The organism is Gelidibacter mesophilus DSM 14095 (assembly GCF_000423005.1).
Classification (GTDB): domain Bacteria; phylum Bacteroidota; class Bacteroidia; order Flavobacteriales; family Flavobacteriaceae; genus Gelidibacter; species Gelidibacter mesophilus.
The window spans coordinates 230,420-252,165 of sequence record NZ_AUHD01000007.1 but is presented as its reverse complement, the minus strand read 5'-3'; the positions used below and the strand labels follow the sequence as shown (position 1 = coordinate 252,165).

Below are 21,746 nucleotides of genomic sequence, written 5' to 3'. Positions count from 1 at the left end.
TAAAGATTGAAAAAAGACTCTAGAACATTGATGCAATAAAGAGCCGATAAAAAATGGTCTTGAAATTTAACAAAATAAAACCCCGAGGCACGAAAAGCGTCTCGGGGTTCTTATTTAGTAAAAAACTTCAGTCATTAATTGAACTTCATATTTAGCGTTTTTATGGTCACGCCAGAATCATTGGCTTTTGAAACAATCCAGGTGTTATTCATTTTATAGACAATGGCGTCCTGGCCCTTGACGATGTAAACATCTTCCTTTCCCGAAAATATCAGATGATATAATACCTTGGAAGACGCATCTGTAATAGTGAAGCCGTTATCCACTGGGTTAGCGAATAAGGTTTGCATACTTTCATCAGATTTGGTTTCGTTTTTTAATGTAGTTGCCACCTTTTCAGTAGCCTCGCCCTGTACTTTTTCTATGGTCGCACCAGTGGCAGCTCCCACCACAACGGCCTCATCTATAACTTCCTTCCCTTTTAAGGCTTCCACCTCTCTTTTTAAACGGGCAATTTCTTCCTGTTCTTTAGAAGCTTTTACATTTTCTGAAGGCTTGATTGTACTTTTTGAAGTGATGTTAGCACTTGGCTGATAAGAATAATTTAAGGTTTCGAAGCTTTTAAAAGCATCTCTTAACGCCAAATTATACACTTTTGAATATTCTTTTTCACGAGATTGACCAACATCTGATGAGAGTACCAATTTATTATTGCAGTCTTTTAAGTGGACTTGCAATTTCGTATTTAAGAATGCTTTCTGCTTTTCAACATCAGCATATAACCCTAAGCAACGGTTATTGTTCAGGTCTTCAGGAAATTCTTCATCTGCCATTAAGACCGTAAATCCGTATTTTTCAAATAAAAATTTAGTTAAGGAGTTGGTTTGATATTGATCGGGTTCACTTAAAAAAGTATAGGATGTTGGAACAACCACGTACTTATAAGCATTGATATTTTCTTGGGAAAAGCCTTTAAAAATGAACAACATTAAAAAGGCACATATAGTGAGACGAGATTTCATAGCGTTTTTGGATAAATTAATTTGATTATAAAGATATAATTTTTGAAGTTAAAAAACCTATTTAATATTTAAAGGTATTTCTTAAGCTCCGATAAATGCTTGATTTGTTTAACATTAGACTCCGTGTCATCATTCCTATAATTAAAAAATATAGCATCGTAACCAACATGCAATGCTCCTAAGATATCAGCTTCATAATTGTCACCAATCATGATGCTCTCTTTTGGATGGGCATTGGCGATATTGAGCGCATAGTCAAAAATGATTGGATTTGGTTTTTTAACACCTGCCACTTCAGCATTGGTTATGGTTTTAAAATAGGAGGTGATTTGTGACGCATTCATTTTTCTTAACTGTGCCTCTTCAAAACCATTGGTTATAATATGCAGTTGATATTTAGGTTGCAAATACTGTAACAATTCTAGAGTGCCATCAAAGAGGTGGTTAAAACTGGAGAGATGGGCAATATAATCTAGAGATAAGCTATGGATCAATTGATCATCAATCCTATAGTCAATCTCATTAAACGTGTCCCGTAGTCTTCCATAGCGCAACTCCATCTGATCGATCTTGTCATGTCTGTAAAGTTTCCAATATTTTAAATTTACTGGCTCATACACTTGTAAAAAGACGTCCAGACTGAGGTCAACATTATGTATCTTGAAAATCTTATCAAATGTCAATGCTGAGTTTTTATCAAAATCCCAAAGGGTATGATCCAAATCGAAAAAAACGTGTTTAATTGCTTTTATCTTCATCTACTGATTCTAATATCATCCTAAATAAATCCCTAAATCCTTTCCATCGGTCCAAATCACTAAACGCATAGTTATGGAATACGGGCACAAAGGTGCCATTCACATTTTTCACTTCCTGCATTAAGCGTTCCAAATCCTGTTTTTTATCTAACAACGATTGGCGTTTTAACAAGGCATAATCTACACAATGAAACGGATTAATTTGCAAGGGCGTTTGCACTTCATAATCCAAATCATAAAACTGAAATGGTGTGCAGGTACCCGCTCTAAACCCTAAATGATTGATATACCCCATTGTGAAATCCTGTTTCACTTCCAATTCAATAAGATTTCTATAAGTTTCTGGCAAATTTAACTTAGAAAACGAATTCCGCGAAGCTTCCAATGGATAATTTGTGGTCGCTTCCATTTTTCGTTTTTCCTTTTTAAGGGTTGGCATATCATCCAATGACAAATAGGATGCTTTTAATCCAATCTTACAATAATCGCCCACATACTTAATCAAGGAAACAAATCGTTTTTTGTTGATGTTGACATTCTTGTCATACGTTGAATATTCTCCTATCAGGAAAAACACGATAAACTTATTGGAAGTTTGCTTTTGTTTGGTCACGATCCATTTAAACGTATCGTAGGGATCTCTCTTAAAGCCCGCCAAACATTGATACCGATGATAAAGCTGTTTCAATCTTAAACTAAACAGATCAGCAACAGTGCCTCCAAAGGTTCTTAATAAACCTTTGTCCTTAAAATAATAGGCCACAGGCACATCAATGACTGGTTGTATATTATAACTTCTGGATGGGAATTCAAATTCCGGAAACTGCGCTTGGAGGATTTCCTTAAATTTATAGGCCCAAATATCCACCACGGGTTGGTGAAGAAAGCCTTTATTGTACGCTAAGCTCTCTGTGGCCAAAAACCGGCCATACTCATCTTTTACGTGTGGTAAATATTCTTCATACCTACTTAATAAATAAAAAGTAGCCGCAAAAATATCAAATGGCAAATTGCTTTTATCCGATGTTGAAAAGAAACATTTTGTTGCCCCCCAATCTTGTACATTGATATCCAAATCAGAAAGTCCTTGCTCAAATATCAATTCATGACTTCGTATAAACAACTCACTGCTCAACGGTTGTTTGGTATAAGAAATCTTCATGCTATCATGTGCAATAAATTCCTCGACGGTAGTTGTAAAACTCACTGGCACATTTAAAATGCGCAAAACAATATGCTTAAAGGCATACGTCATTCTTGGAGTTATTTTATGAGTGTAAACTAGTAACATTCGATGGGGTAAATTCCAAAGTTAAAAATCTCAAATGCAAATCTTAAAATGCTTCCCTTCATTAGACTTTGGTCTTTATGTATCATTTATTAAATATAGTGAAATGGAAATTCCAAAGTTAAAAATTCCAAATCCCAAAACAGAATCTTTTCTGATGTATTTCAATAATGATGTCATCATTCGAAAACTAAATTCCGCTCTCTTGACTACAGACAAATAAAATAATCAGTAGGTTACTATAAGTTCACTTTCTTACCGCTGAGCAAATTTAAGTCTTCCGCAACATTTAGACATAATGGCATTTGATTATTATGATTTGGCAGTTTTATTCTAATAATGATAATGGAAATTTGATGCTTCTACATTGGGAATTTTATTTTCACAATATTCCTTCATCCGCAAAACTAAAGTAAGCATTTTCAGTAATGATCAGATGGTCCAAAACTTTGATATCCAAACTCTCTCCAGCATTTTTTAATTTTTGAGTAATCTGTTTATCGGCTTCGCTTGGCTTTAAATTACCTGAGGGATGGTTATGTGCCAAAATTAGGCCCACTGCTCCAGTCTCTAAAGCTGTTTTAAGAGCCAAGCGAACATCAACTAAGGTGCCCGTGATCCCACCTTTACTCAATTGGTTTTTTTGTAGGACTTTATTGGAATTGTTTAAATAAATGATCCAAAACTCTTCATGGGCCAATTCGCCAATAATGGGTTGCATGAGTTCAAAAACTGATTGGCTAGAATCAATTTTGTGGTGTTGCAAGGCCTCCTCTCCCCTGCGTCGCCTGCCTAATTCTAATGCTGCGATAATGGCAATTGCTTTAGCCTCGCCAATTCCCTTAAACTCGGTCAGTTGTTTGATGGATAATTTGCCCAACGCACTCAAATTATTATTGGCACTTGCCAAAATGCGTTTGCAAAGTTCCACTGCACTTTCATTTCTGCTTCCTGAGCCTATGAGAATGGCTACCAATTCTGCATCACTTAAAGCCGCTTTTCCTTTATCTCTTAATTTCTCGCGAGGCTGATCATCTTGCGACCAATTTTTAATGGAAAATGAAGGTTGTTTTTCTGCCATTGCCACCAAATAGTTTTAAAGTGGTTATATTGTTAGTGAGTATTTCGCACACAAAAAATAGGCATTAATTATCAAAGAAAAGATAAAAATTGTAAATTTCAGAACCGATTTATAAATCACGGTAAAATGGAGACTCTATTTAATCAAAAGGTCTATCAAGAAGTCCTTAGACGTATTGACAGCTTAACTGAAAACACTAAGCCAATATGGGGAACGATGAATGTGGCTCAAATGGTAAAACATTGCCAAATGCCATTATTGGTTGCCAATGGAAAAATGGAACTTACTGAAAACGTGGGGTTTTTAAAAAAAATGATTTTCAAACTCTATAAACCAGTAATGTATAACGATAAAGTTTGGCCAGAAAACATTACTACCCCTAAAGACTTCAAAGTGAAAAATGCCCCAATTTTTGAATTTGAAAGAGACCAATTAAAACTTCATATTAGTGAATTTCATGGTAAAGCCATGAACATGCATTGGCCAAAACATCCCTATTTTGGAAATTTCACTACAGATCAATGGGGCAAAATAGAATACAAACATTTAGATCATCATTTAAGGCAATTTGGCGCATGATCTGGATTATATAATTTAAACGCTCCTATTAAAAAAAGGACACCAATTCTACCTTATAACAAACACTCAGGAATAGTAGGAAATTCTAAAATTCCTATTAAAAAGCATATCTTTCAGGGTTTTTATAACCCCTTATTAAAAGACAAAATGATCATAAGAAAAGCCAACCAAGAAGATGCTAGTCCTATCACCAACTATTTACTTTTGGCCATGGAAGCTATTGTTTATGAATTTATAGGCAAAAAAGATCCTATCACGGCCCGAGAATTTTTACATCATTTTGTAAAGCAAGAGGCTAATCAATACTCTTATCAAAACTGCTTGGTGGTTGAAGATGAAGGTGAGATTGTTGCGGCGGTCAATATCTATGATGGCTCAAAATTAAAACAATTACGCGCTCCAATTACGCAATATATTAAAACCCAATTTTTAAAGGATTTTAATCCTACAGATGAAACCCAAGCGGGAGAATTTTATATAGACACTTTAGGCGTTCACCCTAACCAACAGGGCAAAGGTATTGGCGCCAAACTTCTAAGACATGTAATCAACTATTACGTTTATGAAAATAAACAAGCGGTGGGACTTCTTGTAGATGAAGACAATCCGAATGCTCAAAGACTCTATTTAAAACTAGGTTTTGAGCCAGTGGGAGAATTGGTATTAGAAGGCAAGCATATGATTCATCTTCAAATCAAACCCAAGACTTCCTAAAAACAACACCTCAACGCTTCAAAACACGATTTTAGAGCATGTAAATTCGGGCTGTATCATGCGTATAATTTATCCTTAAAAAACGAATCCTACCTAGAGTCTCTTTTTATTTATTAAATTAGTTGCTTCAAAATTCATCTGAGACAAACCCTCAATCGTGGTTAAATTTACTCCTCATGATACACATTAGAATAGGAACCAATTCTGATATTAAAGACATTCTAGCGCTTCAAGAAAAATATTTGTACAAAAATTTGAATGAAGCAGAACGAATTAAAGGTTTTGTGACGACACCATTTACGAGTAAACAAATTGAAGACATCATTGGTGAAAATGGTATTTTTATAGCAAAAAAAGACAATGATTTAATCATTGCCTACGCTTTTGCGGGAAGTTGGGCTTATTTTGAACAATGGGAAATTTTCAAATATATGACGTCTCGATTTCCATATTTAACATTTCAGGCCAAAGCGATTAACACAGATAATAGTTTTCAATACGGCCCCGTTTGCATTGATGAAGCTTTCAGAGGAAAAAGGCTTTTAAACCTTCTTTTTGAAGAAATGAGAATTGAATTCCTAAAGAAGTATCCCATTTCAATCACATTTATCAATAAAGTGAATGCCGTTTCCACGAAAGCACATACGGAAAAGTTAGGTTGGGAAATCATCGATGAATTTGAATTCAATAACACTAATTATATTGGACTGGCATTTGACATGAAAACCTCGGTGCTGCAATAGAAATAAAACAAACCATAGAAAAATGTCCGTTCTTTGGAGAATGTGAAAAATGTTCTTCGTTTTTCATTATAAATAGTGTAAGTTATCATTTAACCAAACCAAATAAATCCTGAATGTTCAAACATCAAGGCAAGAATAGGACTCTAAGCCATAACTTACGGATTGCCACCATCCTATCTTTTGTTGCAGGAATTGTGAATGCCACCGGTTTTTTGGCATTCACTGAACTGACCACAAACGTCACGGGGCATTTTGCATTATTTTTGAGAGATGTGGCAGATTTCAAATTCTGGATGTTGACGGTATATTTTTTGTATATTTTCTCCTTTCTATTAGGCTCATTTTCATCAGGTCTTCTCATTGAATTATTTAAGGAAAACAAAAAGCTTAACGTTTTCGTGATCCCAACAGTTATTGAAATTCTCATTTTAATTGCCGTGGCATTTTTGAGTCATTTTCCCAAACTATATTCTCCCGATGTTATGGTGTGCCTATTACTATTTGCCATGGGATTGCAAAACTCATTCGTGACCAAACTTTCAAATGCCGTAGTAAGAACCACGCATCTCACAGGATTGTTCACTGACTTAGGAATTGAACTTTCACAATTATTATTCCCCAAAGCCCATCCCAATAGAAAAGAAATTAAATCGACCGTTAAACTCCGATTGTTTATTATTTGTTTCTTTTTCCTTGGAGGATTAGTTGGAGGCTTCTTTTACTCAAAAATGGATTGGAAATTAAACACGCTCCTATTGGGCGCATTAATTTTAATCATAAGCTTACTCTATGACGATTCCAAACTCCGTTTCATCAGGGCTAAAAGAAGATTCAGGCAAGGAAGGAAACCGGTATTGAAATTCAGACGACGTGCGAAAGTGAGGTCTTAGTAAAAGATTCATGATCCTTTTAGCGCCCGAAATAGGACGTCAGCCAATTGCAGACGGTCGCATTGTGGAGTGTGCATGACATTTTAAAAATGTTAAAAAAATAAAAAACATTTGGCAAGAAATAGATTCATCGTAATATTGCAATGAAATAATATATTAAATTATGGGCATCTCAAAAACAGAAATCTTTACCGACCAACAAAACGAAATTTCACTTTTCGCCAAAGTATTTGGTCACCCTGCGCGCGTAGCAATCTTACAACATTTGTTTAAAATTGACGCCTGTATTTGTGGTGATCTGGTGGCTGAGATCGGACTTTCACAGCCCACGATTTCTCAACATTTAAAGGAATTAAAGCATTTGGGATTGATCAAAGGTAGTGTTGAAGGCACCCGTGTCTGCTATTGCATAGACGCCAAAAACTGGTCTAAAATGAAACTTATCATCTTAGAATTTCTAAATCAGGATATTTCTATCAAGGAAGAGTGTTGTTAAAAATGCGATAATTTAATTAAAATAAAATCTTATTATCATGACAAAAGAACAAGAATTAAAAGACATCGTCAAAGATCGTTACACGAAAATCGCTGAGCAAGGTAAAGCAGAAAATGCGGCTTCATGTTGTGGTGCCACCACTCCATCCAACAAAATTTACAATATTATGATGGATGATTATACAGATACTGGAGGTTATATTGAAGATGCTGATTTAGGTCTGGGATGCGGTCTTCCTACGCAATTTGCTAAAATAAAAAAAGGTGATACAGTTATCGATTTGGGCTCAGGAGCAGGAAATGATTGCTTTGTGGCACGTCATGAAACTGGCGCAGAAGGTAAGGTCATTGGGATTGATTTCACCCCTATCATGGTAGAAAAAGCGCGAACAAACGCAGAAAAACTGGGATACAATAATGTTGAGTTTAGAGAAGGTGATATTGACGCTATGCCAATTAGCAATGATGTTGCAGATGTTATTGTCAGTAATTGTGTGCTCAACCTCGTACCCGATAAACAAAAAGTGATTGGAGAAATCTATAGGGTTTTAAAACCAGGTGGCCATTTTAGTATTTCTGATATTGTGCTGGTAGGCAACCTTCCTGACGCTTTAAAAGAAGATGCTGAAATGTATGCAGGTTGTGTTGCAGGTGCTATTCAAAAATCAGAATACTTACAAATGATCACTGCTAAAGGGTTTAAAAATGTAACTATTCAAAAAGAAAAGCCAATTAGCATTCCTGATGATATCCTTTCAAAGTATCTGTCAGAAGATGAAATAAACGCTTTTAACAAGGGAGCAACGGGTATTTTCAGTATTACCGTTTATGCAGAAAAAGCAGGAGCCAAGCTAGAAAAACCAAAACTGATCCTTTCTGAAATATCAGGCAATACCTGTTCTCCATCTACCGGATGTTGCTAAATAATTGCTCAGGTTTCTCAAAACATTATCTAATTTTTAGAATGTGTTTTTTGATGTCTGAGCAATTTACATTTTTAGTACCTTCGTTATTATGAATGCACTTGATATTCGCACCGTTGATGTTGTGCAATATGTTACGCCTTTGCGAGAAGGCGGTTCTCTTCCCGCCATTGTTAAGGCTAGTGACGGATTTCTTTATGTTCTGAAATTCCGTGGTGCCGGCCAGGGCAAAAAAGCACTTGTCGCCGAGTTTATTGGTGGCGAATTGGCACGGGCCATAGGATTAAAAGTTCCCGAAGTCGTTTTCATGAACCTTGATGACTCGTTCAGCAAAACAGAGCCCGATGAGGAAATTCAGGACTTATTAAAGTTTAGTGTTGGGCTCAATCTTGGTCTTCATTTTCTTTCCACAGCTATAACCATCGATCCTTTGGTCACCCAAATTGATGGGCTTATCGCCTCAAAAGTGGTGCTATTGGATAGCATGATCAGTAATATTGATAGAACTCCAAAAAATCCCAATTTGCTTTATTGGAACAAAGAACTTTGGGTTATAGACAATGGTGCCAGTTTTTACTTTCATCATAATTGGCCTACTTGGGAAAATCATCTTAACAGAACATTTCCGCTCATCAAAGACCATGTTTTATTAGCGCAAGCAACACAATTGGCGGCTGCTACCAAAAGCATACAACTTACATTGGACAGTGAAAAAATCACTCAAATCATAAAAAGTATTCCTGAAGATTGGTTACTCAATGATATTGATACACAATCTCCAGAGATTATGAGAGCGGCCTACATCAAGTATCTGACCACAAAATTATCTATGATTGACATACTAGCAAAAGAAGCTCAAGATGCAAGATAAAGTGACCTATGAATATGCTGTATTAAGGATTGTCCCGAAAGTAGAACGCGAAGAGTTCTTTAATGTAGGTGTGCTGCTTTTTTCTAAACGGAAGAATTTTCTGGATGTTAAATATACTATTGATAAAAAAAAGTTAGAAGCATTTTCTGACACATTGGATATCCAAGATCTTAAAAATCATTTAGACGCTTGGAAGCTTGTATGTGATGGTGTAAAAGAAGGCGGCACCATTGCACAATTTGAAATTTCTGACCGGTTTAGATGGTTAGCAGCCGCTAGAAGCACCATCATTCAGAGTTCAAAAACACATTCTGGATTATGTTGCGACCCGAAAGACGAACTGGAACACCTTTTTAAAACCTTTGTTCTATAAATAATCCGTATTTCCCATATTTTAAAGCTGTATATTTTCTCAATTTTATTCCCATTTAGAATCCGTTAGAGCAAGAAAATTTCCGAATTATTAATTCACCAATTATTTAAGTAAATTTACATTTATCAATTTTTGGGCAGCTTCCCATATCAACATTCACAACGTTATCTTCAGAAATCCAGTTATATGTACAATACTATCCTTAAAAATTTCTTGTTTATCACAATTTTATTTTTGGCATTTACAGGTTGCAAAAACAAATCCGTTTCAAAAACAGAGGTCTTAGCTGAACCCCCACGACATGTTTTATTAAAAGAGCAGCCCAATACCGTTAAGACTCCTGAAGGCATGGTTTGGGTAGAAGGCAAAACTTTTACGCAAGGTGCAAAATCAGGCGATGCCTATGCTATGCCAAGGGAGCAGCCAGCACATAAGGTTATGGTTGATGGTTTTTTTATAGATGTCACTGAAGTCACCAACAAACAATTTAAAGCTTTTGTAAAGGCCACAAATTATATAACTGTTGCAGAACGACCTATAGACTGGGAAGAAATGAAAAAAGACGTCCCAGAAGGCACTCCAAAACCAGCCGACAGCGTATTACAAGCTGGGAGCTTAATTTTCAATAAAAACTTAAATAGTGTTGCCAACATGAACAATTATACCAATTGGTGGACCTGGAAGATTGGAGCCAATTGGAGACATCCAGAAGGTCCAAAAAGTACTATTGATGGCAAAGACGATTATCCTGTTGTACATATTGCTTATGATGACGCCATAGCCTATTGCAAATGGGCCAACCGCCGACTTCCTACTGAAGCGGAATGGGAATCTGCTGCACAAGGAAAAAACACTAAGAGTATCTACACTTGGGGAAATGATAACTCTCAGCTCAATGCATCAGCAAACACTTGGCAAGGTACCTTTCCAGTAAAAAATGAAAGTGTAGATGGATTTGAACTCATCGCACCTGTTAAATCCTTTCCTCCCAACAGCATCGGAATTTATGATATGTTGGGGAACGTATGGGAATTGACTAATGATTGGTTTAATGTGGACTATTATAAGCAATTGGATATTTCAAAATCGCTAATAAATCCTCAAGGTGCCGATAAAACCTTCACGCCCAACAATCCCTATGCTAAGGAACATGTCATTAAAGGAGGCTCATTTTTATGTCATGCATCCTATTGTGCAAGCTTCAGAATATCTGCGCGCATGGGTACGAACTGGGATTCAGCATCTGACCATTCTGGGTTTAGAACGGTGGCCAGTGTGGAGATGCTTGAATAATAACTAAAACACTACTATCACGGTTTTAGCTTAAAAATACTGATAAGAATACTGACAACACTCTTTGCGAGCGCCACTTTTAGTTCACATTCTGAATTGTCTATTTAAATTTAAAGGGGTCTTATCCTTCTCTGATTTGAGCTCCTCTTTGATTGTTATCAAATCTCACGCGAGAAGTACCCTCATGAAATTTTAACCATCATTCAATAGTGATATGGCTTCAATGGGCATGCTCTCATACACAATTCTTGTGCTTATCCTTTCGTTAAGCGTTATTGATTCGTAGAGAATCGTCTTAATTCTCTAAGGCAGACCTATTTTTAGAAAACAAGAAAAAGGATCACGACTTACATACATAAGCCGCAATCCTCTACCAAATTTTAATGTTCTATACAGAACAAATTATTATTTACTCTCTGCTAATTCACGTGTTAACCAACCTCTCCTGCTTGCCGTTGCAATGGCATAAGGTGTAATCCAAAACAAACCAAAAGTATATAGGACACTGTATGAATACGCCCAAAATGATTCTGATAATGTATAGCGTTTTGCGTAAAATAACACCGGGAAACTAGACAACACTAAGATACTAACGAAGGTTGAGCTAATAAATAATATAGGATGCATCACAATAAAGAATAACATAAATACCAAGAACGGATAGCTCATTATTATTTTTGATGATTGACTGATAAACAATAGTCGAGTTCCAAGCTTAGAACCCTCTCTAAAATTCGTGAATACATATTTTGACATTTGTATATTTTCACGCACATTACTTCTACCCCATCTGATAAACATTTTATACAATCCTTTATATCGTTCAGGCACATTAGTATAACAATATGCATTTCTTTGGAAAAGCACGTATTTACCTTGCTTCAAAATCATATTGGTCATGGCACGATCTTCTCCAATGTCAGATGGCTGCCCCATAAAGGTTTGGTTGATCCAATCTTCAAGACACGCAAACACAGCTGATCTACGGTATGCTGCCAATGCTCCAGGCGTACACAATACAGAGTTTAAACTACTTTCCGCTGATCTGACAAATTCGAAACTGAGTACAAAACTCACATTCAACATTTTTGGTAAGATGGCCTTCTCATTATTTAATACTCTAATGTTTCCAGCAACTGCACCACAGTTTTCGTTTACCACAAACGGACTTACCAAGTTTCTCAATGTATCACTTTTCACTACTGAATCACTATCGACAGTTACGAAAACTTCACCTTTCCCTAGATTAAATCCACGGTATAGGGCATGACGTTTACCTTGATTTTTTGGTTGTTGATAAATTGACAAACGATCACCAAGTTTCTTTTTAGCTTGCTGCATCCAATACCAAGTATCGTCTTTACTTCCATCGTCAATGGCTAAAAGCTCTAACTTGCCTTCAGGATATTCGCTGTCCGCCAGACTCATTAAGGTATCCCAAACTTGTTTACCTTCATTATAAGCTGGTACAATTACAGTACACGTTGGTAATTCTTCATCACTCACAGATTTAATAGATCGATATCTAAAATATAGAAAGAGGTTGTAGATAAAAAAACCTGCTTTAAAAACAAATAGACCTGTCGCGACAACCAAAAATATGAGTCCGAAAGTAGAACTCATACGATCTGTTCTAAATTGTTGAAAATCGTTTTGCAAATCAAATACCAAAAAAATGGATCCAATCATCAAAATAAAAGTACTAACCAAAATAACAACGCCCCATGGGTTAATTGTTTTTTGATTAGGCAAGTTATTGAAGAAAGAACCTTTTTTGGTTGTTCCATTAACGGTCGTTGCATTTTTAGAGGTTTTGAGGTCTCTTGAAGAATTCGTATTGAGGGTTTTAGTGTTCATAGATATTTGTCCAAGTTTTAAACAAAATGATTTTATTATTTGTTGTGATTTATAATCATTAAGTAATAAGCAACACTTGTGCCATGCGCGAACAATGCGGTTTTAAAGGGGGTTTGGGATAATGTGAGAATAAAAGTGTATAACTTTTACACACTTCAAGGGATGTTTACACAGCGTTTACACAGTTTTGAAAAATTAGAGCTAATGTGTAACCCTTATTTATTATTAAAGCTATTGCCATAAAATGGAATTGAATCCCTACGTCAGAATCATCTCTGAACTAATACTCACTGGACGCTTGCGGTTTGAGTTGGAATTCCAACTTGGTAGCGTTTAGTTATAGAGCATTAGAACTCCGAAGACCTAGCAAAATCTGTCAAACTAATTTTTTATACTCTAACTCAGATGACGTTGAGTGCGTCATTGGACAGTTTGAGACAAGACATCACGTTTTAACCTTCTATACAAAAAAAGTAAGAACTAAGCGCTGCTGACTAGACTAAAAAAGCGATAACATAAAAGTTAATTTTATCCTATCGCTTATTACGCTGTTTTTAAGATAGAATAGTACTGTCGATACGCTCTGAAAGTACTGTTCTAATTACGGATATTATTCCTAAATAGCTTTTAGCTGGATTATGGTGAAGACTTCGTTTTCATCATCAAATCCATTTTCATCCTTGGTAACCACCTTTTTGATAGTGTACGTCACTTCAAATTTTTGATTTAAAAATAGTTCGGCATCGATATCAAATTCTTTCATTACCGCTTCATTAACCTTTTGAAAGGTCATGGTAAATTCAGATCCGTCGTCTTTATTTGTTGTAATGAAATTATAACCATAGCCTTCATTCCCGTCATACACCCCGATTATTTTTAATTCTTGGGCATGGGAAGCCGTGAGGGAATCATCAATTGGCAAAGGCTTAAAGGATAGTAAAAGTAGGCATAAAGCCGGGATCGTCATTATAAGAGTTGCTTTCATAATATTTTCAATTTTAGATAAAAACGTTTCGCTTTTCGGAAGTTAGCCACAACAAGTCCGATTACTTTTAGCAACCTCATCCCGATGAAGTTTGCACGTGGATAAATCAATTGATAATATCGACTATAAGAATTTTATAATTAAGCGTTGAAAACATCGTCTGATTTAGTAAAGCATTTAAATTCTACGGTATAGCCATTAGGATCTTTGACAAAGAATGATTGGTGCTCTCCAGTTTTGTTTTCCAAAAATTTTACTTGGGATACGAAAGCAATATCCTTAGACTGCAACCGCTCATGTACTTTGTGCCAATCTTCTTTTATTAATATGACTCCAAAATGGAATGACGGTAAAATATCGCCATTAAAACTGTAACTATTACAATCAAATTTAAAAGGACCACTTTCAGTAAAAGTAATTTGATGACCAAACAAATTGATATCTATCCACTTTACAGAGGAGCGACCAATTTCTGATCCTAGAATATCTTTATAAAAGATTCGGGTTTTGTTAATGCTTACACAAGGTAAGGCTAGATGAAATTGTGTTGCCATAAGTTGTTTGTTTTCATCAGATTATTACTAACTCGTGTGTTAAAGTTAAGCTATTTTTTGAAGGATAATTATATTTTGCTATCTTTTTTTGATCGTCCCAAAACTGTCATAAACAAAAAAGTTGCCTATAAATAGGCAACTTTTAAGTCCATATGATATCATGACCTATGAAAATAGATCATGGTTCTAATTCCTAATCTTCAACTAGTCTTCATCTTCATCATCGATCTCTAACTCAGGATCATCTTCTCCCAATTCTGGGTCTCGAACTGCATCCGGATCATCGCCTTCAAAATCCTCATAATCATCTTCATCATAGTTTTCCATGGTCATTTGAAGTTTTGTACTAACCTTTACTAAATATTTAGTGTCGCTAGTAGTCACTTCCACCGCCTCTACAATTTCATTATTGGCGTTCTTGAACGTTATGATATTATCATCATCATAACCATCAGGATACTTTTCCACCAATAAGGATAGGATTTCTGGGGTCAATTTTTTAAAATCGACGATTACACGTTTTAGATTGTCTCTTTTGTTACTCATAATTACATGTCTAATAGATAGGCAAATATAAGTGGTGCAACTATTGTAGCATCACTTTCTATTATAAATTTAGGGGTATCTACATCGAGCTTTCCCCAGGTTATTTTTTCATTAGGAACGGCTCCTGAATACGATCCATAACTTGTTGTAGAATCGCTAATCTGACAGAAATAACTCCAAAATGGAGTGTCTGTACGCTCCATATCTTGGTAGAGCATTGGCACAACACAGATAGGAAAATCTCCCGCAATGCCACCACCAATTTGGAAGAAACCGATTCCGTCTTTGGAATTATTAGTGTACCAGTCTGCTAAGAACGTCATATATTCAATCCCAGACTTCATAGTACTCGCCTTTAATTCTCCCTTAAGAACATAGCTGGCAAAAATATTACCCATGGTACTGTCTTCCCAACCTGGTACAATTATAGGTAAATTTTTCTCTGCTGCAGCAAACATCCAAGAATTTTTTATGTCAATTTCATAGTATTCTTCAAGCACTCCGCTCAAGAGCATTTTGTACATAAATTCGTGTGGGAAAAAGCGTTCGCCTTTCTCTTCGGCATCTTTCCAGATTTTAAAAATATGGTTTTGTAAACGTCTAAAAGCTTCTTCTTCTGGAATGCAGGTATCTGTAACTCGGTTTAATCCTTTTTCCATCAAATCCCACTCTTCCTGTGGTGTTAAATCACGATAGTTAGGCACTCGCTTGTAATGGGAATGCGCAACCAAATTCATGATGTCTTCTTCAAGATTTGCGCCGGTACATGAAATAATCTGTACTTTATCTTGACGGATCATTTCTGCAAATATTTTACCAATCTCAGCAGTACTCATTGCCCCAGCCAAAGACACCAACATCTTGGAGCCTTTTGCCAACTGGTCTTCATACCCTTTTGCAGCATCTACCAATGCCGCTGCATTAAAATGCAGATAGTATTTTTCAATAAATTTAGAAATTTCTCCCTTATTAGTTGTCGTCATCATTATCGAATTTTGAAAATTTGTTTGTTCCTGAACCAGTTTCGTTAAAGTTACTTTCATAACCATCTTCTACATTATCGTCCAAAAATTTATAAGTTAACATTTTATAGTACAATTTGGCAGCAAGAAAGTCTGAAGATTTTTCTTTTGGATCTGGACAGAGTTCAACAATATCAAATCCAACCACATTTTTTTCTTCAAATACTTTTCTTAAAAAGTCCAAAGTCTCGTACCACAGCAATCCCCCAGGTTCCGGTGTTCCTGTTGATGGCATGATGGACGGATCAAAAGCATCCAAATCTATGGTAATAAATACATTGTCCGTCATTTGATCAATTGCACTGTCCATCCAAAACTCATCACTGACCATATCATGGGCAAAATATGTTTTTTCTTCGTCCATTACTGTGGTTTCAATAGCATCCATACTGCGAATACCTACCTGGATCAAATTGGTGTTTTGACTTGCTTCATATACAGCACAAGCGTGATTGCATTTGCTGCCTTGATATTCCTTACGTAGATCAGCATGAGCGTCAATTTGAAGCACCGTTAGATTGTCAAAACATTCATTAAAAGCTCGGATGGTACCAATTGAAATAGAATGTTCGCCCCCAAAGGCTGTTACAAACTTGTTACGCTTAATGTATTTTTTCACAGTCTGATGTACCGCCTCAACCATTTTTTCAGGTGATTCGTTTTCCGTTACAGCATCTGCAAGATAAACGCCTTGTTTATAAACCTCTGTTCTGGTTTCAATGTCGTACAATTCCATGTTTTCAGAGGCGTCTAAAAAAGCTTTTGGGCCTTTATCTGCTCCTTTTTGCCATGTACTTGTACCATCATAGGGCACAGGGATCAATACGATTTTTGCCGTTTCTAATTTGGAATATTCTTCGTCTATTCCTGCATACGTTATATTACTATTCATTTTGTACTAATTATTATTTTTTAAGTAAAATGCAATTTGCGAAATTATTAGTTGGTGCTTATAGAAATCATTAGTTGTCGCTCGCGTCATTATATCCTAAAATATCAAGTAAGTCTTCACTTTTTTGCTGCTCCGCAAAAACTTTGGTCGTTAAATTACCGTTTTCATCTTTATCAATCAAAATATGTTTTGGCGAAGGTATTAAACAATGCTGCAATCCACCAAATCCACCAATAGTTTCCTGATAGGCACCAGTATTGAAAAACCCAAGATACAAAGGTTTTTCCTTATTGTATTTAGGAAGGTAAATAGCATTCATATGTTGCTCACTATTATAATAATCATCACTATCACAGGTCAATCCTCCCAACAGCACACGCTCATAGCTATCGTGCCAACGGTTTATTGGCAACATGACAAAGCGTTTGTTGATGGCCCAAGTGTCAGGGAGCGTTGTGATGAACGATGAATTGATCATGTTCCACTTCTCTCTATCGTTTTGTTGTTTCTGATAAAGTACTTCATAAATAGCACCACCACTCTCGCCTACGGTAAAACTTCCAAATTCTGTAAAGATATTTGGCACTTCTACTTCTTCCTGTTCACAAAATTCTTGGATTTGATTAATGATTTCATCAACCATGTATTCATAATCAAAATCAAAAGCCAATGAATTTTTAATTGGAAAACCGCCGCCAATATTCAAACTGTCCAAGGATGGGCAAATACGTTTCAAACTGGCATAAACCTTCAAACACTTGGAAAACTCATTCCAATAGTATGCATTATCACGGATGCCGGTGTTAATGAAAAAGTGCAACATTTTCAGTTTCACTTTTTTATTATCTTTAATCTGATTCCTATAGAAAGGTAAAATATTTTTGTAACCAATACCTAAGCGGGAGGTATAAAACTCAAATTTTGGCTCTTCCTCAGACGCAATACGGATTCCTATATTATATTTTCCTTTGATTTCCTGCGAGAGCAAATCAATTTCTTCATAATTATCAATTATAGGAATGCAATTTTTATGACCTTCATTGATCAATCGTGCAATATTGGTAACATATTGTGCGCGTTTGAAACCGTTACTAATAACGTAGGTCTTGTTGGTAATCTTTCCTTCTTTCTTTAGGCTTTCAACAATATCAATATCAAAAGCCGAGGACGTCTCAATATGAATGTCATTTTTTAAGGCTTCATTCAATACATGTTTAAAATGTGAACTTTTAGTACAGTAACAGTAATGGTACTTCCCCTTGTATTTATGTTTTTTGATTGCTTTTGCAAACCAATCCTTTGCACGCCCAATATTGTTTGATATTTGAGGGAGATAGGTAAACTTTAAAGGTGTACCATAATCTTCCACCAATTGCATCAAATCGATATCGTGAAATTGAAGGGTTTTGTCTTCCAGTTTGAATTCATCTTGTGGAAAATAAAAGGTTTGATTGATAAGGTCAATATATTTTGTATTCATTATGCTTTATTAAAGTTTAAAATTCTGAAAAATAAATCAATTACGGCAATAAATTCCGGAAAATAAATAATGAATCAAACTTGGATTTGTTGATGCGAAGGAAGAGACACGTAAACAAAGTGTCTATATTCTGATAATTTGGAAGTAAGCTTTAAAATTTGGTGACTTATCTTATAAGTAGCTTTTGAAAATGACTTCTTAAAATCCAAAAGCCCAAACATAGAAACACGGTTCAAGGGTTCAGCTAAATAAAGTGCAAATGAACTATAAAAATTTTAAAAAACAAGTTGCAAAGAACAAAAAATGTATCTCTCTTAATTTAAAGATTTCAAATGGAAAAATTTAATGCAAGTACTAGTGTCGTAATGTCTAAAACACCACTGTTAAAAGCATTAAATTTCTCTATAAAAAAATCCTGAGAATAAAATTGTTTAACTGTTTATAGCACAAGAAAGCAGCCCAGGCTTTATCATTACTGCATCATCTTTAAGGTATTAACCTCTTGTTCGGTAAGGTGTTTCCAGTGCCCTCTGGGAATATCCTTTTTAGTGAGACCAGCAATAGCAACACAATCCACCTTTATAATTTCGTAATTCAAATGATCAAAAATGGTGCGAATAATGGTACTGCCAGTATTCTTTATTTTTAAACCAATTTGATTTTTTGACTCCCCTTCCACAAAGCTAATTTCCTCTACGCTAATAAATTTACCTTCAATCTTCAAGCCATCCTGAATTCTCTTAAGGTCTTCAAACTTTAAGTTCTTGTCCAGTTCAATTTGAAACAAGCGCGGCACACCATGCTTAGAATTGGTAAACTTATCCATTAAGGCGTCATCATTGGTGAAAAGAATCAATCCTAAAGAGTTTCTTCCTAAACGACCAATAGGTTTGATGCGCGACGTGGTGGCATTTGCAACAAGATCCATTACGGTTCTTCCCTTACCTTCACTAGTGGTTGTAGCGAAACCTTTAGGTTTATTCAGTAAAACGTAAGCTTTTTTCTCTGGATTAATGCGTGAGCCATCAAACCTGACGTCGTCGTCCAATTTTACCTTATAGCCCATTTCCGTAATGATCTTCCCATTAACGGTTACGCTTCCTGTGGCAATATGCATATCAGCATCACGACGTGAACAAATACCTGAGTTTGCTATGTATTTATTCAATCTGATTTCGTCTGGATTTGATTTTTTAGCTGGTGCTTTTTTGTCTGAAGACGGTTTCACAACCTCTTTTGTGACTTTTCTCATTGGAGCATTTCCTCTAGCATAACTCTTGTTTTTAGGATTGTCGCTCCCTCTTGCAGAATCTGCAGAGCCATTTTTACCCTGACCTCTTCCTGAAGATTTTCCTTTACCACTACTCCCTTGATGTCTACTCATGACTTAAAATTTTCCACAAAGATACTTTATTATATAACTATTTAAGAGCTTTCAATTTACGATTTTATCAAATCCTATTCAGTACAACATCTACATTGATTAGAACGATACAAAAAACACCCGCCACAATGATAAATTTTAAAATGTTATGCAATATCAGATACTGTGTTTTGGTTTTTGACCGCCACAGCATCAGTATGAACACAAACAATAAAAAGGTGCTTAAATAAAAGAAATAATTCATGTGGCCAATGTCAAAATAATAGATCAATAAAAGTGTAGGGATTAAAGTGAACATTGCCAAAACAGTCAGCATCACTTTTGATACACTTTCGCCATAAACTACAGGAATGGTAAGATAATTTTGGGCAAGATCACCCTTAATATTCTCAAGATCCTTGGTAAGTTCTCTCATTGAAATAATTAAAAACAAAAACATGGCATGGAAAAATATAACTGTTTCAAAGTTTCTATAGTAGATGAAAATTGCAAAAAATGGCGTAATGGTTAATATGGCAGAAGTTAGATTACCAACAAATGGGAGTTTTTTTAATTTATGGGAATAAAACCAGATTCCGAAAATATATAATGAAAAGAAGATAACAGCATTAAAAGATACATAACTTGCCATGACCACGGCCAAGAAATTCAGCACAAAATAAAATGACAATTTGGTGTTCTGGCTTACCAACCTGTCCAACATGGACTTATTGGGACGATTGATTAGATCCTTTTCTGAATCGTAAAAATTATTGATAATGTATCCCCCCGCAATAGTTAATGCGGAAGATAAAACCAGCATGAATAAGTTCAAATCGAGCACCACTTCCCGCACCGGTCTGTCATGGGCCAAGATATAAATGGAAGTTAAATATTGTGCAAGAATAACAATCAGAATGTTATAGCCTCTAATGACAGAAAACATACTGAAAAACTTAAGTAGAAGGTGTTTTTGTTTTCTGGTCAGCATATAAAAAGATTCAAACTTTATGACTTAACCCGAATTGGGAACAGCCCAAAGACTGAACGTAATACAAGTTTAAAAATTATAAACCACTTCTAATTTGTAATCTTTAAGAGATTGCTTTGCTTTTTCGAGATCCTCAGTAAAGCCCAGAATATAACCGCCGCCACCTGAACCACATAGTTTTAGATAGTAATCATTAGTATCAAGTCCATTTTTCCAAAGCGCATGAAATTGTGGCGGAATCATTGGTTTAAAATGGTTTAAAGCCACTTTAGAAAGCTTCTTGGTATTAAGAAACAACGATTTAAAATCGCCTTTTAAAAAGTCTTCCACACAAGCGTCTGAATGTTTGATAAATTGATTTTTAAGCATTCTTCGGAAACCTTCTTGTTTCATGTTTTCCATAAAGATGCTTACCATTGGAGCTGTTTCGCCAACAATTCCACTATCTAGCAAAAACACCGCACCTTTCCCATCACTTTTCTGTGAAGGAATTCCCGTAGCTTCAATATTATCTTTTGAATTGATTAAAATTGGAATGCTCAAATAACTATTTAGCGGATCGAGTCCTGAAGATTTTCCGTGGAAAAAAGACTCCATCTCGGAAAAAATCATTTTTAAAACCAATAATTTTTCTCGAGTTAAGTTCTCTAAAACTGTAATTTTATCAGAAGCGTATTTATCATAAATAGCAGCTACCAATGCGCCACTGCTGCCAACACCATATCCTTGTGGAATGGAGGAGTCAAAATACATTCCTGCATTTACATCTTCTTCCAGAGCTTCGATATCAAAAGTCACCAATTCAGGATTGATGTTTTTCAAGTAATCTACGTACCTCTTTAGATTGCTGTTCGATGCTATTGAAGCTTCAGATGTGAGTCCGTCAGTTTTTAAAGCACCATTATAAAAATTATATGGAATAGATAATCCTTTGGAATCTTTGATGATGCCATACTCGCCAAAAAGCAGGATTTTAGAGTAAAATAGAGGTCCTTTCATGTTTCAGTCTTCAGTTTGCAGTCCACA

At 35.6% G+C, this 21,746-nt stretch carries 23 protein-coding genes; 9 read left to right on the top strand and 14 right to left on the bottom strand.

What is annotated here, in order from left to right; translation table 11 throughout:
- Positions 1–134: 134 nt before the first annotated feature.
- The 4 genes from G525_RS21725 to radC all read right to left on the bottom strand — a co-directional run bounded on the left by G525_RS21725 (position 135) and on the right by radC (position 4,149).
- The gene (locus G525_RS21725; protein ID WP_157491913.1) at positions 135–1,022 is read right to left on the bottom strand and encodes a hypothetical protein; all 888 of its coding nucleotides are present in this window, start codon (positions 1,020–1,022) and stop codon (positions 135–137) included.
- A 68-nt stretch (positions 1,023–1,090) separates the two neighbouring features.
- The gene (locus G525_RS0109820) at positions 1,091–1,780 is read right to left on the bottom strand and encodes a YjjG family noncanonical pyrimidine nucleotidase (protein ID WP_027126020.1); all 690 of its coding nucleotides are present in this window, start codon (positions 1,778–1,780) and stop codon (positions 1,091–1,093) included.
- The gene (locus tag G525_RS0109815; RefSeq protein WP_027126019.1) at positions 1,761–3,071 is read right to left on the bottom strand and encodes a polysaccharide deacetylase family protein; all 1,311 of its coding nucleotides are present in this window, start codon (positions 3,069–3,071) and stop codon (positions 1,761–1,763) included. The genes G525_RS0109820 and G525_RS0109815 overlap by 20 nt, the downstream gene beginning before the upstream one ends.
- Positions 3,072–3,450: 379 nt before the next feature.
- Complete coding sequence (gene radC / locus G525_RS0109810) at positions 3,451–4,149, bottom strand: RadC family protein (protein WP_027126018.1); 699 nt, start codon at positions 4,147–4,149, stop codon at positions 3,451–3,453.
- 126 nt (positions 4,150–4,275) lie between these two features.
- Here radC and G525_RS0109805 point away from each other — a divergent pair, with 126 nt between their 5' ends.
- The 9 genes from G525_RS0109805 (at position 4,276) to G525_RS0109765 (ending at position 11,030) form a co-directional block, all read left to right on the top strand.
- Positions 4,276–4,728 (top strand): DUF1569 domain-containing protein, encoded by a 453-nt coding sequence (locus tag G525_RS0109805; protein ID WP_027126017.1) that lies wholly within the window; start codon positions 4,276–4,278, stop codon positions 4,726–4,728.
- 147 nt (positions 4,729–4,875) lie between these two features.
- Positions 4,876–5,442: a GNAT family N-acetyltransferase gene (locus G525_RS0109800; protein ID WP_027126016.1), complete on the top strand. Its 567-nt coding sequence runs from the start codon at positions 4,876–4,878 to the stop codon at positions 5,440–5,442.
- 176 nt (positions 5,443–5,618) lie between these two features.
- A complete protein-coding gene (locus G525_RS0109795; protein ID WP_027126015.1) occupies positions 5,619–6,185 on the top strand; it encodes a hypothetical protein in 567 nt (188 codons plus the stop codon).
- A 113-nt stretch (positions 6,186–6,298) separates the two neighbouring features.
- Positions 6,299–7,075 (top strand): YoaK family protein, encoded by a 777-nt coding sequence (locus G525_RS0109790; RefSeq protein WP_027126014.1) that lies wholly within the window; start codon positions 6,299–6,301, stop codon positions 7,073–7,075.
- A 163-nt stretch (positions 7,076–7,238) separates the two neighbouring features.
- Positions 7,239–7,571 (top strand): ArsR/SmtB family transcription factor, encoded by a 333-nt coding sequence (locus G525_RS0109785; protein WP_027126013.1) that lies wholly within the window; start codon positions 7,239–7,241, stop codon positions 7,569–7,571.
- A 37-nt stretch (positions 7,572–7,608) separates the two neighbouring features.
- Positions 7,609–8,493 (top strand): arsenite methyltransferase, encoded by an 885-nt coding sequence (locus G525_RS0109780; RefSeq protein ID WP_027126012.1) that lies wholly within the window; start codon positions 7,609–7,611, stop codon positions 8,491–8,493.
- Positions 8,494–8,584: 91 nt separating this feature from the next.
- A complete protein-coding gene (locus G525_RS0109775; RefSeq protein ID WP_027126011.1) occupies positions 8,585–9,364 on the top strand; it encodes a HipA family kinase in 780 nt (259 codons plus the stop codon).
- Positions 9,354–9,737: a DUF3037 domain-containing protein gene (locus G525_RS0109770; RefSeq protein ID WP_027126010.1), complete on the top strand. Its 384-nt coding sequence runs from the start codon at positions 9,354–9,356 to the stop codon at positions 9,735–9,737. Before G525_RS0109775 ends, G525_RS0109770 begins: the two co-directional genes overlap by 11 nt.
- A gap of 186 nt (positions 9,738–9,923) precedes the next feature.
- Positions 9,924–11,030, top strand: a complete 1,107-nt coding sequence (locus G525_RS0109765) for a formylglycine-generating enzyme family protein (RefSeq protein WP_027126009.1) — start codon at positions 9,924–9,926, stop codon at positions 11,028–11,030.
- 405 nt (positions 11,031–11,435) lie between these two features.
- On the opposite strand, the gene G525_RS0109760 is transcribed toward G525_RS0109765, so the two are convergent.
- The 10 genes from G525_RS0109760 to G525_RS0109715 form a co-directional block, all read right to left on the bottom strand.
- On the bottom strand, positions 11,436–12,887 hold the full coding sequence (locus G525_RS0109760) for a glycosyltransferase family 2 protein (protein WP_027126008.1): 1,452 nt from the start codon (positions 12,885–12,887) through the stop codon (positions 11,436–11,438).
- 616 nt (positions 12,888–13,503) lie between these two features.
- Positions 13,504–13,872 carry a hypothetical protein gene (locus G525_RS0109755; protein WP_027126007.1) on the bottom strand — a complete coding sequence of 123 codons (369 nt, stop codon included), beginning with the start codon at positions 13,870–13,872 and terminating at the stop codon, positions 13,504–13,506.
- A 140-nt stretch (positions 13,873–14,012) separates the two neighbouring features.
- Positions 14,013–14,426: a VOC family protein gene (locus G525_RS0109750; RefSeq protein WP_027126006.1), complete on the bottom strand. Its 414-nt coding sequence runs from the start codon at positions 14,424–14,426 to the stop codon at positions 14,013–14,015.
- Positions 14,427–14,630: 204 nt separating this feature from the next.
- Positions 14,631–14,972: a hypothetical protein gene (locus G525_RS0109745; RefSeq protein WP_027126005.1), complete on the bottom strand. Its 342-nt coding sequence runs from the start codon at positions 14,970–14,972 to the stop codon at positions 14,631–14,633.
- A gap of 2 nt (positions 14,973–14,974) precedes the next feature.
- Positions 14,975–15,955 (bottom strand): deoxyhypusine synthase family protein, encoded by a 981-nt coding sequence (locus G525_RS0109740; protein WP_035479391.1) that lies wholly within the window; start codon positions 15,953–15,955, stop codon positions 14,975–14,977.
- Positions 15,942–16,886: an agmatinase gene (gene speB / locus G525_RS0109735; protein WP_027126003.1), complete on the bottom strand. Its 945-nt coding sequence runs from the start codon at positions 16,884–16,886 to the stop codon at positions 15,942–15,944. Before speB ends, G525_RS0109740 begins: the two co-directional genes overlap by 14 nt.
- Before the next feature lie 70 nt (positions 16,887–16,956).
- On the bottom strand, positions 16,957–18,366 hold the full coding sequence (locus tag G525_RS0109730; protein ID WP_027126002.1) for a type III PLP-dependent enzyme domain-containing protein: 1,410 nt from the start codon (positions 18,364–18,366) through the stop codon (positions 16,957–16,959).
- A gap of 472 nt (positions 18,367–18,838) precedes the next feature.
- Positions 18,839–19,750, bottom strand: a complete 912-nt coding sequence (locus tag G525_RS0109725; protein WP_027126001.1) for a pseudouridine synthase — start codon at positions 19,748–19,750, stop codon at positions 18,839–18,841.
- 67 nt (positions 19,751–19,817) lie between these two features.
- Positions 19,818–20,720, bottom strand: a complete 903-nt coding sequence (locus G525_RS0109720; RefSeq protein ID WP_027126000.1) for a geranylgeranylglycerol-phosphate geranylgeranyltransferase — start codon at positions 20,718–20,720, stop codon at positions 19,818–19,820.
- Between the two features lie 69 nt (positions 20,721–20,789).
- A complete protein-coding gene (locus G525_RS0109715) occupies positions 20,790–21,719 on the bottom strand; it encodes a mevalonate kinase family protein (protein WP_027125999.1) in 930 nt (309 codons plus the stop codon).
- Between the last annotated feature and the right edge of the window lie 27 nt (positions 21,720–21,746).

Bases quoted from the DNA above. Each gene is read 5' to 3' on its own strand.
- G525_RS0109720 (WP_027126000.1), bottom strand. From the start codon at position 20,720: ATGCTGACCAGAAAACAAAAACACCTTCTACTTAAGTTTTTCAGTATG.
- G525_RS0109820 (WP_027126020.1), bottom strand. From the start codon at position 1,780: ATGAAGATAAAAGCAATTAAACACGTTTTTTTCGATTTGGATCATACC.
- G525_RS0109725 (WP_027126001.1), bottom strand. From the start codon at position 19,750: ATGAGTAGACATCAAGGGAGTAGTGGTAAAGGAAAATCTTCAGGAAGA.
- G525_RS0109755 (WP_027126007.1), bottom strand. From the start codon at position 13,872: ATGAAAGCAACTCTTATAATGACGATCCCGGCTTTATGCCTACTTTTA.
- G525_RS0109795 (WP_027126015.1), top strand. From the start codon at position 5,619: ATGATACACATTAGAATAGGAACCAATTCTGATATTAAAGACATTCTA.
- G525_RS0109805 (WP_027126017.1), top strand. From the start codon at position 4,276: ATGGAGACTCTATTTAATCAAAAGGTCTATCAAGAAGTCCTTAGACGT.
- G525_RS0109760 (WP_027126008.1), bottom strand. From the start codon at position 12,887: ATGAACACTAAAACCCTCAATACGAATTCTTCAAGAGACCTCAAAACC.
- G525_RS0109765 (WP_027126009.1), top strand. From the start codon at position 9,924: ATGTACAATACTATCCTTAAAAATTTCTTGTTTATCACAATTTTATTT.
- G525_RS0109745 (WP_027126005.1), bottom strand. From the start codon at position 14,972: ATGAGTAACAAAAGAGACAATCTAAAACGTGTAATCGTCGATTTTAAA.
- radC (WP_027126018.1), bottom strand. From the start codon at position 4,149: ATGGCAGAAAAACAACCTTCATTTTCCATTAAAAATTGGTCGCAAGAT.
- G525_RS0109715 (WP_027125999.1), bottom strand. From the start codon at position 21,719: ATGAAAGGACCTCTATTTTACTCTAAAATCCTGCTTTTTGGCGAGTAT.
- G525_RS0109785 (WP_027126013.1), top strand. From the start codon at position 7,239: ATGGGCATCTCAAAAACAGAAATCTTTACCGACCAACAAAACGAAATT.
- speB (WP_027126003.1), bottom strand. From the start codon at position 16,886: ATGAATAGTAATATAACGTATGCAGGAATAGACGAAGAATATTCCAAA.
- G525_RS0109780 (WP_027126012.1), top strand. From the start codon at position 7,609: ATGACAAAAGAACAAGAATTAAAAGACATCGTCAAAGATCGTTACACG.
- G525_RS0109750 (WP_027126006.1), bottom strand. From the start codon at position 14,426: ATGGCAACACAATTTCATCTAGCCTTACCTTGTGTAAGCATTAACAAA.
- G525_RS21725 (WP_157491913.1), bottom strand. From the start codon at position 1,022: ATGAAATCTCGTCTCACTATATGTGCCTTTTTAATGTTGTTCATTTTT.
- G525_RS0109770 (WP_027126010.1), top strand. From the start codon at position 9,354: ATGCAAGATAAAGTGACCTATGAATATGCTGTATTAAGGATTGTCCCG.
- G525_RS0109730 (WP_027126002.1), bottom strand. From the start codon at position 18,366: ATGAATACAAAATATATTGACCTTATCAATCAAACCTTTTATTTTCCA.
- G525_RS0109775 (WP_027126011.1), top strand. From the start codon at position 8,585: ATGAATGCACTTGATATTCGCACCGTTGATGTTGTGCAATATGTTACG.
- G525_RS0109815 (WP_027126019.1), bottom strand. From the start codon at position 3,071: ATGTTACTAGTTTACACTCATAAAATAACTCCAAGAATGACGTATGCC.
- G525_RS0109790 (WP_027126014.1), top strand. From the start codon at position 6,299: ATGTTCAAACATCAAGGCAAGAATAGGACTCTAAGCCATAACTTACGG.
- G525_RS0109740 (WP_035479391.1), bottom strand. From the start codon at position 15,955: ATGACGACAACTAATAAGGGAGAAATTTCTAAATTTATTGAAAAATAC.
- G525_RS0109800 (WP_027126016.1), top strand. From the start codon at position 4,876: ATGATCATAAGAAAAGCCAACCAAGAAGATGCTAGTCCTATCACCAAC.